Annotated in this window: 13 protein-coding genes; 5 read left to right on the top strand and 8 right to left on the bottom strand. The window is 61.7% G+C overall.

Features of this window, described 5'->3' with window-relative positions:
* The first annotated feature begins 89 nt into the window (after positions 1-89).
* The 3 genes from LJ656_RS09795 (at position 90) to LJ656_RS09785 (ending at position 3,091) form a co-directional block, all read left to right on the top strand.
* Positions 90-1,412, top strand: a complete 1,323-nt coding sequence (locus LJ656_RS09795) for an MFS transporter (RefSeq protein ID WP_230509117.1) — start codon at positions 90-92, stop codon at positions 1,410-1,412.
* 48 nt (positions 1,413-1,460) lie between these two features.
* A complete protein-coding gene (locus LJ656_RS09790; RefSeq protein ID WP_230509115.1) occupies positions 1,461-2,174 on the top strand; it encodes a maleate cis-trans isomerase family protein in 714 nt (237 codons plus the stop codon).
* A 308-nt stretch (positions 2,175-2,482) separates the two neighbouring features.
* Entirely contained in the window at positions 2,483-3,091 is a 609-nt protein-coding gene (locus LJ656_RS09785; protein WP_230509113.1) for a winged helix DNA-binding protein, read from the top strand.
* Positions 3,092-3,143: 52 nt separating this feature from the next.
* Here LJ656_RS09785 and LJ656_RS09780 read toward each other — a convergent pair whose 3' ends face one another.
* From LJ656_RS09780 to LJ656_RS09745, 8 genes are all read right to left on the bottom strand, one after another.
* Positions 3,144-4,589 carry a Rieske 2Fe-2S domain-containing protein gene (locus LJ656_RS09780; RefSeq protein ID WP_230509112.1) on the bottom strand — a complete coding sequence of 482 codons (1,446 nt, stop codon included), beginning with the start codon at positions 4,587-4,589 and terminating at the stop codon, positions 3,144-3,146.
* The gene (locus LJ656_RS09775; protein WP_230509420.1) at positions 4,579-5,937 is read right to left on the bottom strand and encodes a purine-cytosine permease family protein; all 1,359 of its coding nucleotides are present in this window, start codon (positions 5,935-5,937) and stop codon (positions 4,579-4,581) included. Before LJ656_RS09775 ends, LJ656_RS09780 begins: the two co-directional genes overlap by 11 nt.
* 213 nt (positions 5,938-6,150) lie before the next feature.
* Positions 6,151-6,516: a BON domain-containing protein gene (locus LJ656_RS09770; RefSeq protein ID WP_230509110.1), complete on the bottom strand. Its 366-nt coding sequence runs from the start codon at positions 6,514-6,516 to the stop codon at positions 6,151-6,153.
* A 40-nt stretch (positions 6,517-6,556) separates the two neighbouring features.
* On the bottom strand, positions 6,557-7,300 hold the full coding sequence (locus LJ656_RS09765; RefSeq protein WP_230509108.1) for an SDR family NAD(P)-dependent oxidoreductase: 744 nt from the start codon (positions 7,298-7,300) through the stop codon (positions 6,557-6,559).
* Between the two features lie 20 nt (positions 7,301-7,320).
* Positions 7,321-7,818: a bacteriohemerythrin gene (locus LJ656_RS09760; protein WP_268998574.1), complete on the bottom strand. Its 498-nt coding sequence runs from the start codon at positions 7,816-7,818 to the stop codon at positions 7,321-7,323.
* A 26-nt stretch (positions 7,819-7,844) separates the two neighbouring features.
* A complete protein-coding gene (locus tag LJ656_RS09755; protein WP_230509107.1) occupies positions 7,845-8,390 on the bottom strand; it encodes a cupin domain-containing protein in 546 nt (181 codons plus the stop codon).
* 28 nt (positions 8,391-8,418) lie between these two features.
* Entirely contained in the window at positions 8,419-9,534 is a 1,116-nt protein-coding gene (locus LJ656_RS09750; protein ID WP_230509106.1) for an alcohol dehydrogenase catalytic domain-containing protein, read from the bottom strand.
* 115 nt (positions 9,535-9,649) lie between these two features.
* Positions 9,650-10,723 carry a porin gene (locus LJ656_RS09745; protein ID WP_230509105.1) on the bottom strand — a complete coding sequence of 358 codons (1,074 nt, stop codon included), beginning with the start codon at positions 10,721-10,723 and terminating at the stop codon, positions 9,650-9,652.
* 432 nt (positions 10,724-11,155) lie between these two features.
* Here LJ656_RS09745 and LJ656_RS09740 point away from each other — a divergent pair, with 432 nt between their 5' ends.
* Together LJ656_RS09740 and LJ656_RS09735 are read left to right on the top strand one after the other, a co-directional pair.
* Positions 11,156-12,505, top strand: coding sequence for an aromatic ring-hydroxylating dioxygenase subunit alpha (locus LJ656_RS09740; RefSeq protein WP_230509104.1), 1,350 nt, complete (start codon positions 11,156-11,158; stop codon positions 12,503-12,505).
* Between the two features lie 24 nt (positions 12,506-12,529).
* On the top strand, positions 12,530-13,552 hold the full coding sequence (locus LJ656_RS09735; protein ID WP_230509097.1) for an FAD-binding oxidoreductase: 1,023 nt from the start codon (positions 12,530-12,532) through the stop codon (positions 13,550-13,552).
* Positions 13,553-13,572: the final 20 nt, after the last annotated feature.

The following is a 13,572-nucleotide window of genomic DNA, read 5'->3' as shown; positions in this document are numbered from 1 at the left end:
TCGCTGAGCCTGACGCGTCCTGGCATGGCGCCGACGTTCCGCGTAGCGCCGACTCCAATTCCAATGTCCCTGAATCACCCGGAGAAGCCATGCACGTTGCCGACGCGGCGGCCGAAAGCCCCGCCCAAACCATTCCGCTGCGCACGACCTGCCTCGTCCTCGCACTTTGCTGGGTAGCGATCGTCTCCGAGGGCTATGACATAGGCGTAATGGGCACGATCGTGCCCTCGCTGCTGGCCGATACGCGCTGGCATCTCACGCCGCTCGAACTCGGACAGATGAGCAGCGCTGCGCTCATCGGCACCCTCTTCGGCGCCTACTTCATCAGCCTGCTGAGCGACCTCGCGGGCCGCAAGCAACTGCTGATCGGCTGCGTCGCACTCTTTTCGCTCTCGATGCTCGGCGCCGTATGGGCGCCGACGCCAGCCATCTTCGCGCTGGTGCGCGGCATAGGCGGGCTCGGGCTCGGCGGCGTCATTTCCGTGGCGGCCGCACTGACCATCGAGTATTCGCCGCCGAAGCGGCGCAACCTGAACTTCGCGATCATGTATTCGGGCTATCCGATCGGCGCGCTCGTTTCGGCGCTCTCGGGCATTGCGTTCATCCAGAGCTTTGGCTGGCGCGCGGTCGTCGCCATCGGCGCGACGCCGCTGCTGTTCGTGCCCGCGCTGATGATGTGGCTGCCCGAGTCGCTCGAATTTCTCGTGCGCAATCGCCGCCACGACGAGGCCCGCATGCTCGCAGCGCGGCTCGGCATGAGCGAGCCTGCGCCCGATATGCCGGGCGCGCAGAAAAAGGCGCAGTTTCGCGAAGTGCTGCGTGAGGTGTTCTCGCGCAAGAACGCGATGGGCACCCTGTGCCTGTGGGTCGCGCAGTTCATGGCGATCATGCTCGTCTACGGCCTCGGCACCTGGCTGCCGCAGATCATGCGCAAGAACGGCTACGATCTCGGTTCGAGCCTGGCGTTCTTCGCGGTGTTCAATCTCGCGGCGGCTGTCGGCGGCGTGGTGATCGGACGTATCGCGGACCGTTTCGGCCCGCGCCTCACGATCTCTTCGGCGTTCCTCGTCGGCGCGCTCTCGATTGCCGCGCTGTCGTACAAGAACGTGATGGCGTTGAATTATCTGCTCGTCGCGTGCGCGGGGTTCGGAAGTATTGCCGTGGCGCTCGTGCTGCTCGGCTACGTGGCGAACTACTACGCTCCGCATGCGCGCGCGTCGGGCACCGGCTGGGCGGTCGGCGTTGGACGCTTCGGAGCGATGTGCGGCCCGGTGATCGGCGGTTACCTGGCAGGTCTGAATGTTTCTCCAGCCTGGAATTTCGTGATGTTCGCGACGACGGCGCTCATCGCGTCGCTTGCCGTGATGCTCACGCCCACCCCGGAACATGTGCGTCGCGCGCGCGACGCATGACCCTCGCACTCGCCCCGGCAATTTGCTTCTCGGTTAAAGGTACTGGTTATGAGTCTCGGCTTTGGAACTCGGGCACGCATTGGGCATCTGTATCCGTCCGGAGGGTTGTGCGACTTCGAAGTGCAATTGATGGCGCCCGAGGGAGTTCAGTTCGTCACCACGCGCATGCCTTTCTCGCGGACCTCGCTGGAGAGCGATACCGCTGTCGTCGCCGAGGTGGAAAAGCACGCCGGCCTGCTCGCCACGGCCGCCGTCGAGCTCATCGCCATGAACTGCACGGCCGCGAGCATGGCGGTCGGCGCTGACGCGATCAACGCGCGCATTCTTGCCGCAACCGGCATTCGCTCGGTCACCACCACCGACGCTGTGCTCGCCGCGCTGGCCGCCTGCGGCGCGAAACGCATTGCGTTGCTGACACCCTACCCGGCCGAGGTCGTCGAGATGGAAAGTGCGTTCCTCGCGCGCGCCGGCATCGAGATCGTCAGTGAAATTTCGGACCCGCAGTCCACGCCGGTCGAGCAAGGCATGTTGCCGCCGGAACATTGGGCGGCGCTCGCCAACCGCGTCGATCTCGCCGATGCGGACGCGTTCCTGATCAGTTGCGCGGGGATTCAGTTGGCGCCGGTCATCGGCGCCATCGAAGCGCGCGGCAAACCGGTCGTGACCAGCAACCAGGCGCTGCTGTGGCATTGCTTGCGCACGCTCGGACTCGCCGATCGGCCGCGCGGCTATGGGGCGCTGCTCGCAGGTGCGTTCGACTGATACGACTTCGCGTCTCTATAGGGATAGGTTCTCGGCCCCGGTTTGCAGGATGTGAACTAGCCCCAATCCGGGCAAGCCGACAATGAGCTTACGCAAACAATCCCGGACACCCCAACGTCGGCAGAAATTTTTCGGAAATTGGTAGATCATCCAGTGTGATTAAATATATTGTCGATTGACAATTGATTGACATCACCTCGCCGCAGCAAGTCCTCACGCACACGAAATTGTCTCGCGATGCCGGTGATGCCAGACGGCCGAACCGGGGAGCCGTCACTTCCCATCGACAATTTTGAGCGAGTCAAGCAATGGAACCCAAGTTCTACCGATCGTGGCATCTCGCAAAGTCTGACACCGAGTTCAAGATCGCTGAGTTTGAGTGGTCACTGATCCGTTTTTACGAGTCCTTCACTCGCTTCGTTCTCGCAACCGGCATCGTTGCGATCACTGCGAATGTCGACCTCAAACATCAGGAGCACGTGATCCTTCATGTCATCCGTATGCAGAACCGACCCAAGACGAGCGCGATGATCGGACGATTAATGAATCGCGACGATATTCCAAATATCCAGTACAGCCTCAGAAAGCTGGAAACCGCAGGACTGATCGAAAAGCAGCAGGACAAGAGCAGCAAAACCTACCTTTATCGTGCGAGCGATCTGGGGATTCGGTTGACGGACGAGTATTACAAGGTCAGAAACGAGATACTGATCCAGCGCCTCGGGGAAATTAGCGACCCCGACGAGAAGTTCGAGCGCTACGCGCGCTTCATGTCTCTTCTTACCGGGATCTATGATGAAGCGGCTCGCGACGCCGCCACCATCACCTCGCAAACCGAGCAGCTTGCCCCGGCCACCGGATCGACGCAAAGCGCGATAAAGCGGAAAAAAAACCGAACCGAACGGGACCTGCCTTGATGAAGGGCCCTCTCCCCGGCACAACGTCCGGGGAAGGGATACAAGGCACGGTTCAGTCTTCGATCTGCTCCGTCTTATAGCTGATTCGCTTGCCGTCCGCCGCGCGCTTGAAGCGCAGGCTGCTGTCCTTTCGTGCGCCCGGCACACCTCGGCCCGGTTTCGCGATGCCGCGATTCCATCGCGATGCCACCTTGCGCCAGGTGACGGCTGAAATGTCCGTTGCAACCATCTTTTCGTTTTCCCAACCTGTGCCGTCGCCGTAAAAATCTTCCATCGACTCACGCGCGTAAATATCGCAGTCGTTGAAGCCGTGCAGTGCCAGCGGCTCGTAGACACGCTCGTAGCGGTACTTGTGCGCTGCCAGTTCCTCAGGCGTATTGCAAACGCGCACGATCACCTCCCAGTACTCGTGCGTGTCGTCGGTAATGGGCACGAACCATTCCAGTTGCGCCATATGCTCGCCCGGCCAGTTCTCGACCGCAACGAGCCCCGGCAGCACAATGGAAGTACGATAGGGTCGGCCTACGAGTCCAGGGACTTTCAGCCCAAGCTCCTTGTTTTCCAGCACCGGTTGCCACTTGTCCGTGCCGAGCCATTGCAGCATCCCCTTGGGACCTTCCGGGTCTTCGAGGACTTCCACGCAGTCTTCGCCGCTTGGCAACAGGCCAAGCGGCAGGACCCATTCCATCGCGTGAATGATGCTGTTGTCCTTGTGCAGCAGCAGATGGGCATTGTCGATGCCGTTCTCGCACGCAATCCGCCAGTTCGTGAAGCCGATACGGTGAATGCCCATCGCCACCGCGTTCTCGTCGAGCAGACTGGGCACGGCCGGCCACAGTGGGTGCGGGTAACGGTCGCTATGCTTCGGAAAGCGCACCGGCAGATCCTGTTCGAGCGGCGGCACGTCCGCGAGCGGGAAATCGTCGTCGCGCACGAAGACGAAGATCATCCCTGCAACCTCGTGGACAGGATAAGAGGTAATACCGACCGTGCCGATCAGCTTGTCTTCCGGATTCGCTACGATGGTCGCGAGCCTGCCGCTTTCGAGATCGAACGTGAAGCCGTGGTACCAGCACGAGATCGTCTTCTTGTTGAAACACGTCGGCTTTTCGGAAAGGCGAACGCCACGGTGCAGACATTGATCCTTGAGCGCGTGAACCTTGCCGTTCGCGCGCCGCAAAACGATCGGAATACCGCATATCTGCACGCCTTCCACCTGGTCCTCCACCAACTCGTGGCTGAAAAGCGCCGGATACCAGTGATTGACGAAGCCCCACGCAGCGTCCTTGTAGGGCTGATACTGAGTCGATGCACCACTGTTGCCGCTGCTGACCGTACGGCGGCGGATGATCGTCGGATCTGACATTATCTCTCTCCTTGATGAAATCACGGGCTGCGGACTTGTCGTAAGCACAGCCCCGTTGACCAAACCGGTCAGGGCAAGCCGGGCTGAAACGCCCCGGCCGTTATCGAAGCCTGATGCGTGATCACGTGCCAACCGGAATGGACCGCTTCGCGTACGCCGATACCGTCAGGTACGCCGCGACCGAGATCACGAACGTTGCGGGTGCGGAGAATGAGTGGATCGATTCCGGTCCGCTCATCAAGCCAATGCCCGCCGCGACACCGGCAAACCACGCAACCAGTCCGCCTACGTTGAAAGTCGGCGCGTCGCGCAGCGCCCCTTCCACTGCGTCGTCGGAAGTCCGCTCCGATTTGTGCGAGAGGATATGAGCGAGCGCCACCGCCACCCACGCGACGACAAACACCCCTTGATACGCGAGAGCGAGCAGCAGCTTCGAGAAAATGCCGGACAGCATCAGCGCGTACACGATTGCGCCGACGACTATCGTCCAGACGAATTTCGGCAGCTTCAGGCCGAGCCCCGCTTCGAACAGTGCCTGGGTGTTGATTGTCGCGAGATAGTAATTGGCAGTATTAATGCGCGTCTGCGTGACGACGAGAAACCCGAATCCCCACAGCCCCATTAACTTGAGCAGCGCGAGTACCACCGACACCTCGGACAGTGTGCTTTGCCCTTGCATCGTGCTGACGAGATAGATCCCCACGACGCCGTTGACCACGAACGTGACAATCCAGAACGGCATGCCGAAGTTAATCAGGCTGTGGTAGCGGGCATGCTCCTTTTTGCCGAAACGGGCAAAGTCGAACGCGGCGAGCATGAAGAGCCAGACGCCCATGTAATAGACGAAGCAGTTCCACCAGCCATTCGACGCGGCGGGTCCTGTTGGCGACTCGCCGAAATGCATCCATGCCGGACTATAGCCATGCGCTGTCGTCGCGATTGCGACGGCTGCGATCAAGCCCACCGCGTAGAAAGGCAGCAGCACTCCGTTGAGCTTGTCGAGCCAGTTCTGCACGCTGCCGAAGACCAGCGGTACGCTGTAGGCGACCACGATCAGGCACGCCAATGGGTAGGAAACGGACGGAAAGAGAGTGTTCAAGGCTACCGCAATGACCGAACTCTCAAACACGGTGTAGTAGATGACCGTTGCCGCGAATATCAGTGTGGCCAGCGCCGCGCCCGCGCTGCCGAACAGCACGCGGGAAAAAAGCGAGACGGAAAGACCCGTGCGGATCGCATGGTTCGTCAGTACATAGTTCACGGCGGAATAAACGATCACCGACATCAGCATCCCGATCAGCGCGTTGGTCGTGCCGTAGTAAAGCGCCAGTGTTGCGCCGATGATCAGATACACCATCGCGCTGCACAACGCCCACCAGGCCATCGTGAGCGCGAACTTCGGCATGCGCGAGCTGTCCGTCATCCGGACAGTCGAAATATCGACCTCGCCTTGCTGCGCCAATTCAATCGTGTCAGGCATGACTATCTCCAAACGTTCGGCCCTTCGGCGGAACAAATGTTTAGTTCGTATAACTGATAGAAAGCAGGATCCGCTTGCGCGCCTCATTTACCGATCACGTTCGAAAAGCTTTTCCCCGGTGCCGCCCGGCACTCACTCAAACCACTGATCCTTGTTGGTTCGTCGTCCCGGGCGTAACCGTTCAACGCCCGATCGCTCGCACGGGACGACTGCTCACTGTCCAACCGGTCGTATGGTCAACTGGTTGCTCACCGACACGACACCGGGCACACCTTGCGCCGTGCGCAACGCAAGCTGGAGTTGCGACTGCTCCGGCACCCAACCCTGCAAAGCGACCGCGCCGTCACGGGCGCGCACCGCAATGCCTGAAGCGTTGAGGCCCTTTTCGTGGGCCAGCGCGCGGCGCACTTTGTTCTGCAGCAGCCGGTTTGCCGCTCGCCTCGCGCCTTTGCTCTCACCCGGAGCCGCGCTCGCTGCGGGCGTCGAAGCCAGCTCGCTGCCGCCCTGCGCGTACGCGCCGAACGCCATCAGCGCGATAAGCGCGCCGCCGATGTACCGTGCTGCACGATCCGATTTCATCGCTCTATCTCCTTGTGTCCCGTGCGCCAGAAACTGTCGTTCAGGTCGTCATGCCACCGTCGACGGAAAGAGTGGTACCCGTCACGTAGGCCGCCTTGTCGGATAGCAGCCACAGCACCGCGTCGGCGACCTCATGGGGCTGGCCGATGCGACGCATCGGAATCATGTCGTCGAGCAGGTGCACGTCGCCGTTGGTCGAGTGCATGTAGTTCGGCGTCTCGGTTGCGCCCGGACACACCGCGTTAATGCGGATACCGCTGCCGGCGTACTCTTTCGCGACCGCGCGTGTCAGACCGACTACAGCGTGCTTGCTCGCAACGTAGTGAGCGATGCCGTTCATCCCACGCAAGCCGAAGATCGACGCGTTATTGACTATCGCGCCGCCGCCCGCACGCAGCATCGCTTCAATCTGATACTTGACGCCGTAGTAGACGCCCTTGAAGTTCAGATCGATCACCCACTCCGACTCTTCGACCGACGTCTGGTCGATCGGCTTGAAGTCCGCGTGGCCGCCCGCGTTGTTGAAGGCGAAATCGAGCCTGCCGAAGCGCGACTCGACGAACGCGACGAGCGCCTCGTTATCCTCGCGACGCGATGCGTCGGCCGGGCGGATTTCCGCCCGGCCTCCGGCGTGCCGGATTTCATCGCGCACGGCCGCGAGCTTTGCTTCACCCCGTCCAGCGAGCACGACGATCGCACCCTCGCGCGCCAGCGCGAGCGCTGCCGCGCGCCCCATGCCCGAGCCACCGCCCGTTACGAGTCCCACCTTGTCTTTCATGATCATGTTTAGCTCCTTCACTTTGTTCAGGCCACTTCGGCCACCTGCACATGGCGTCGCAAAACGACAGGGGCGCCCCCATGCATCTTTTTGTTGACCCACGCCGACAACGCTGAATCCATATAGTCGGCATGCCCAGGAAACCAGTCCGCCAACGCCTGCGCGAGACGCTTGATGTCCTGCAGCCCCACCTCGCCGACCGCTGCGAGCGCGTTGACCTTCTCGACGGCATCCAGCACCCGCTGATGCTCGTCAAGATGGCAATCGGCGGCGGGGAAATCCGTCTTCTGCATCCATTCCTGCTCGACTGCGAAGTGGGACAGCAGATGCGCCCGGACCGCCCGCAGGCAGGCCAGCGCCGTATGCTGCGTACAGCCGGCGAGCGCCGTCACCACTTCGACAAACTCTTCATGCGCGGCATCCATCGGCGCATGGCCGAGCAACATCGCATCGCTCCATTCCAGCGTTTCGGCGCGTGCAGCCCTGGGCGGCCCGTCGTGCGGATGTTCTGCTTGCTGACTCATCGTTTGCCCTCCCACTTGATTTGCCGTTACAGCGCGGCGGGCGTTCCGGCGCCGATCAATACCGCCACCATCACCGCCGGCACAGTGCCGCGATTGCGCCACGCGTGACGCGTACCGTTCTGGATCACGATGTCGCCCGCCTTCAGGTGGCGAATCTCGCCGTCGTCGAGTTCGAGCCACAGCTCGCCGCAAACGATGATGTCGTAGTCGACCGATGCGGTGCGGTGCATGCCTGCGCCATCGGGTTCGAATGTCTCGGCGAGGCCGGGCAGATGCGCTGCGTATTCCGCGCTGGCCGCAACCGGGTCGAAGTCGGCGGAATCGAGCGAGCTGTCGGGCGGGAACTGCACGACGAGAAGGCGCGTGCCATGCGGATCGGGCACCACAGACTTGATGCCGACCACCGGATCGTTGCCGTCATGTGGCAGGGGCGCGATGCCCTGCAGCGTTGCCCATGCCAGCGTGGTCTGGAAGCCGGGCACAGCTTTATAGTCGTGCGTATTGGCGACGGGGCCATCGGAGACGAATACCGACTTGCCGTCCTGCTCGCCTGTCACGATGCGTCTTACCATGATCCTCTCCTGTTCGACTCGGGCTGTTTCATTGAACGATGACGACGTTGACGAAGCCGCCGGTGCGCTGTTCTGCTTCCGCGAGTGCCTCGTTGGCCTGGTCGAGCGAGTAGCGGTGGTGTTCGAACACGCCGAGATCGAGAGTGCGGGCCGCGGCCATTTCCGCCAGGTCCTGGCCTTCGGCAACCGAGAACCACAGCGAGCCGATCACACTTACCTGCGCGCACATCATCTCGTGCAGGTTCAGCGGCAGCGGGTCGGTCATAGCGCCGATTTCGACGAGCCGGCCACCGCGCCGCAGTGCCGCGATGCTGTCGAGCGTGACCTGATGCGACGCGCCTGGCGCGATCGCGTCGATGACGGCGTCGACACCCACACCATCCGTCTGCTCGCGGGCCCAGTCAGCCAGCGACCCCGTCCCATACGAAAAGGTGCGGATACGCTGAGGATCGAGTGCGCCCACACGGGCGGGCAGCGCTTCGTTGCGCGCCACGCACAGGATGCGCGTCGCACCCATTGCGCGTGCGATCTGCACGGCGCCAAGACCCAGCGTGCCGCTTGCGCCTACGATCAGCACCGTGCGACCCGCGCCGACGCCCGCCTTGCGCAAACCCGAATACGCGGTGCCGAGATAGCCGAAACGCGCGGCCTGCTCGAAGCTCACGGCCTCGGGCAGCTTGACGAGGCCGTCAGCGGGCGCCGTAGCGAACTCGCTAAAGCCTCCGTACGGATATTGCCGGTACATCGTTTTCGATTGCGGACCGAAGCCGAAGTAGCCCTGAAACGTAAAGGCCGCGCAGTTGATCGGCTGGCCAGTCCGGCACGCGTCGCACGATCCGCACGAACGGCCCGGATTGATATAGACGCGTTCGCCCGGGACGATGCCCGTCACCGCGCTGCCCACCTCGGCAACCACGCCCGCTGCATCCAACCCGTAGATCGCGGGCAGATCCGCCACGGTGAGGTAAGCACGCTCACCGTAATTGCTCATCACGTTGCGCAGGTTCGGCACCACGCCGGACGCCTTCACGTCGACGAGTACGTCGGTCGGCCGCAGCAGTTCAGGACGCGGGATCGTGTCGAGCACGAAGCGGCCGCCGGGTTCGTGAACGCGCATTGCGCGCATGGTTGAGCGGGTGTCCATGGTGGTGTCTCCTGTTCAGGTTTGGTGGGGCATGACTGGCCAGTGCCAGCCGAAAAGCGCGGTGCCGCTGTTACGGGGTACTGAGCGACGGCATCCGCGCGGTAAGGGCATGTCGTCAGAACACGTGCAGCAGACCAATATCGACCGCCGTTTGCCGGCCGCCCGACGCGGGTCCCGGCACGAGCGAAATCCACGCGGGACCGCCCGAGGCCTGCTGGAGGGCGAGTGTCGAATAGATGCTCGTGCGTCTGGAGAGCGAATACATGAGCGACAACGTTTCCTGACTGGCCTTCTGGTTTTTCAGGACATCGTTTCCTTTCATGTACTGGTAGGCGAGGTTTGCGTGCAGCAACGGTGAGACCGTCCACGTCGCGTCGGCCTCGTAGACGCCGACACGCGCGCCGTTCTGTGTGTTTTGCGTGCTCGTGTACATTGCCGCGAGTTCGGCCGGCCCCACGAGCCACGAGGCAGCCAGGCCCATGTTGCGAATGCCGCTGTTGCCGTTGTTTAGTTCGGGGTACTTGATGTACGTGTAAGCGCCGTTCAGCGCGACCGTGCCGATGTGATAGTTCAGACCGAAGCTCTGCCCGCTATTCTGACCAAACGAACCAGCCTGCCCGCCGAAGCTGTACTGCGCGCCCATCGAGAGGCCACCGACGGTGGGGCTCATGTACTTGATCGAGTTCTCGATCGGCGCGCCGAGTGTACGGTCGAAGTCGAACGAACTGTTGCCCGGCGGCCCCGGAATGTTTAGCCCCGAAAACGACCCTTGCCGCAAACCTAGCGAATTGACGAACGGAAAAGCCGGACCCCAGTGGTCGACCACAAGCGAATAGAACATGAAGTCGATCTGGTTGCCGGCGGTCAGCGTGCCCCACCGGTCGTCACGCAAGCCCACATAAGTTTCATGTCCGAACAGCCCGTTGACCGATCCGCCGTTGTTCAGACTGAACATGCCTTCGAGCTTGAAGATCGCTTTCAGTCCATTGCCGAGATCTTCCGTTCCGCGAAGACCGAACAGGTTCGGCGCCGCCGTGCCGGGATCGGCCAGCCAGTTGCTGTGACCGCCCACGTTCGACACATACATCACGCCCGTGTCGATGATCCCGTAGAGTTCGACGCTGCTTTGCGCGTGGGCATTTGCAGCCATCACGAGACCGATCAGTAGTGCAGAGTGCCTGGTATTCACCGCGTTCTCCTCGCCCCTTCGTCAATAGTCTTTGCTGGGCCCGCTTCGTCGGGCCGTTTCTTGCCTACGTGCGGTCTTCGCCGATGCGCGTCTTCGTTCAGGTCCCGTTGTGGCCGACTGCATCGGCCAGGGAAAACCCGGGTTACCTCGCCTGCTTCCGCACCTGCGCAGGATCAGCGAACAGCTCTCTGAGCGCTGTCCCAACGGCGTTCGTCGATTTCTACGCACCGCCGATCGAGTTGTTTCCAGTCAATTGGCAAGCGAAGATTGATTGAAAATAAATTGACTGTCAATTCATCTTTTCGTAGTCTTCGATCACAGCAACGATCGGGAGCCGCGCGACGACGCGCATCGAATCGCGAAAGCTGTACAGAAATCAGCGCTCTTGAGCCGTAACGAGATGCGCGCCAGCCCACACATCAGGAGCACTCCATGAGCGACACGCCCATCGCTCGCCGGCGCAGTAACGGCCAGCGACTCAACGAGATCAGCAACGCTCGCGTCAACGACGCGAAAGTTCAGAGCCAGTACCAGCCGTACAAGGACGCGGCATGGGGCTTCATCAACCACTGGTATCCGGCGCTCTTCAGCCATGAATTGCCGGAAGATGCTGTCGAGGGCATCCAGATCTGCGGGGTGCAGATCGCGTTGCGCCGTGTGAACGGCAAGATCTACGCGCTGAAGGACCAGTGCATTCACCGCGGCGTGCGTCTGTCCGCCAAGCCGATGTGTCTGACCAAGGACACGATCAGTTGCTGGTACCACGGTTTCACGTACGAACTGGGAAGCGGCAAGCTCACGACCATCGCCGGCAATCCGGACGACAAGCTGATCGGCACGACGGGCCTCACGACCTATCCGGTCGAGGAAGTCGCGGGGATGATCTTCGTTTTCGTGCGCGAAGACGACTATCCGGATGAGGACGTACCGCCGCTCGCGCACGACCTGCCGATCCGCTTTCCCGAGAACGACGAACGCTTCCCGCATCCGCTGTGGCCCTCCGCACCGAGCCTGCTGGACAAGGACATCGTCGCGCACGGCATGCACCGCACGGGTTTCGCGAACTGGCGCATCGCCTGCGAAAACGGCTTCGATAACGCGCACATCCTCGTTCACAAGGACAACGCGATCATTCACGCAAAGGACTGGGTGCTGCCGCTTGGCATCGTACCGACCGCGGACGACTGCATCGCTGCTGTCGAAGACGAGAACGGTCCCAAGGGGCTCGTGCAATGGCTTTTCACGGAGAAGTGGAACCCTGTTCTCGAGAACGAGAAGGTCGACCTCAAGGTCGAGAACGTCAATGCCCGCCCGTACCGCACCTCCGTGTTTTTGCCTGGCGTGCTGATGGTCGAGAACTGGCCGGAAGAGCATGTCGTCCAGTTCGAATGGTATGTGCCGATCACCGACGACACCTACGAGTACTGGGAAATCCTCGCGCGCGTATGCCCGACCGACAAGGAGCGCAAGGACTTCAAGTATCGCTACGACTATCTGTTCAAGCCGCTGTGCCTGCATGGATTCAACAACTGCGACCTGTATGCGCGCGAGGCGATGCACGATTTTTATGCCGACGGCACCGGTTGGGACAACGAACAACTCGTTTCGACCGATGTTTCGCCGATCACCTGGCGCAAGATCGCTTCGCGCTGGAATCGCGGCATTGCAAGGCCCGGCAACGGCATCGACGGCACCATCAAGGCGTCGAGCATTCGCATGAAGCGAACGGCAGACGGCAAGCGTCCTTCGTACTTCGTCGAGAAGATCGAAGAGGATCACTAATTACCGAGTATTGAAGGTATCCGAATGTCTCCCATTAGAAACGTCACATTGAGCTTTCGCGACGGTAAAGCGACATCGGTCGCGGTGCAGCAGGGCGAAAGTGTGCTGGACGCCGCTCTTGCCGCGGGTATTCCGGTCATCCACCAGTGCCGGTCGGGATCCTGTTCGAGCTGTGCGGCAAAGCTTGTCGAAGGCTGCGCCGGCATGCGCGCGGGTGCCAGTTCGACGCTCCTGCGCAGCGAATACGAAGCCGGCGACCGGCTGCTGTGCCTGACCGAACCCGAATCGGATTGCACGTTCGCGCTGAACTATGCGAGCGATGCGGCCAACGTGCAGGCGGTCAAGGCGCACGCATTTGTCGACAGCATCGAGAAGGTGGCGTCGAACGTCGTGCGGCTGCGGCTCGAACTGGCCGAAGGTGCGTGGCTCGATTTCAAGCCGGGGCAGTTCATTCAGGTACGAGTACCGGGCACGAATGTCACGCGCAGCTATTCGCCTGCCAGCACGGCGGCTGACCTGCCGAAGCTCGAACTGCTGATTCGCCTGCTCGAAGATGGCGTGATGTCGAAGTGGCTGGAACAGGAGGCGAAAGCCGACGACGTCCTCGAAATCGAAGGCCCGTTCGGCAGCTTCTTCCTGCGTGAGAAGGTGGCCGCGCCGCACATCATGGTGGCGGGCGGCACCGGCCTCGCGCCCATCCTGTCGATGATCGACACGCTGCGTCGTCAGCCCGGACGCAAGCCGCCGATACTGCTGAGCTTCGGCTGTGCAACGCCCGAACAGCTCTTCTGCCTCGACGATCTGGAGTTGCGCGGGCAATGGCTGCCGAATCTCACGACGCGCATCTCGGTGGACCACCACGCGAGCGGCGAATTGCTCGCCGGCAATCCCGTCGATGCGATCCGCGAGGCCGACGTGACACACGAAAGCGCCGTCGCGTATCTGTGCGGTCCACCGCGCATGATCGACGCCGCCACGACGAAGCTCGTGAATCTGGGCCTGCACCCGGAAAACATTTACGCCGAACAGTTCGCACCATCGAACTGACCCGGCATCGCAACGCAATC

Source organism: Paraburkholderia sejongensis, from assembly GCF_020880815.1.
GTDB classification, from domain to species: Bacteria; Pseudomonadota; Gammaproteobacteria; order Burkholderiales; family Burkholderiaceae; genus Paraburkholderia; species Paraburkholderia sejongensis.
The sequence above is the reverse complement of the archived record's forward strand: the minus strand, read 5'-3'. Positions and strand labels throughout refer to the sequence as shown.

What these genes read in the sequence shown, in the direction of transcription:
- LJ656_RS09770 (WP_230509110.1), bottom strand. Translation starts at nt 6,516, where the DNA reads ATGAAATCGGATCGTGCAGCACGGTACATCGGCGGCGCGCTTATCGCG.
- LJ656_RS09750 (WP_230509106.1), bottom strand. Translation starts at nt 9,534, where the DNA reads ATGGACACCCGCTCAACCATGCGCGCAATGCGCGTTCACGAACCCGGC.
- LJ656_RS09790 (WP_230509115.1), top strand. Translation starts at nt 1,461, where the DNA reads ATGAGTCTCGGCTTTGGAACTCGGGCACGCATTGGGCATCTGTATCCG.
- LJ656_RS09775 (WP_230509420.1), bottom strand. Translation starts at nt 5,937, where the DNA reads ATGCCTGACACGATTGAATTGGCGCAGCAAGGCGAGGTCGATATTTCG.
- LJ656_RS09740 (WP_230509104.1), top strand. Translation starts at nt 11,156, where the DNA reads ATGAGCGACACGCCCATCGCTCGCCGGCGCAGTAACGGCCAGCGACTC.
- LJ656_RS09785 (WP_230509113.1), top strand. Translation starts at nt 2,483, where the DNA reads ATGGAACCCAAGTTCTACCGATCGTGGCATCTCGCAAAGTCTGACACC.
- LJ656_RS09755 (WP_230509107.1), bottom strand. Translation starts at nt 8,390, where the DNA reads ATGGTAAGACGCATCGTGACAGGCGAGCAGGACGGCAAGTCGGTATTC.
- LJ656_RS09760 (WP_268998574.1), bottom strand. Translation starts at nt 7,818, where the DNA reads ATGAGTCAGCAAGCAGAACATCCGCACGACGGGCCGCCCAGGGCTGCA.
- LJ656_RS09735 (WP_230509097.1), top strand. Translation starts at nt 12,530, where the DNA reads ATGTCTCCCATTAGAAACGTCACATTGAGCTTTCGCGACGGTAAAGCG.
- LJ656_RS09795 (WP_230509117.1), top strand. Translation starts at nt 90, where the DNA reads ATGCACGTTGCCGACGCGGCGGCCGAAAGCCCCGCCCAAACCATTCCG.
- LJ656_RS09765 (WP_230509108.1), bottom strand. Translation starts at nt 7,300, where the DNA reads ATGATCATGAAAGACAAGGTGGGACTCGTAACGGGCGGTGGCTCGGGC.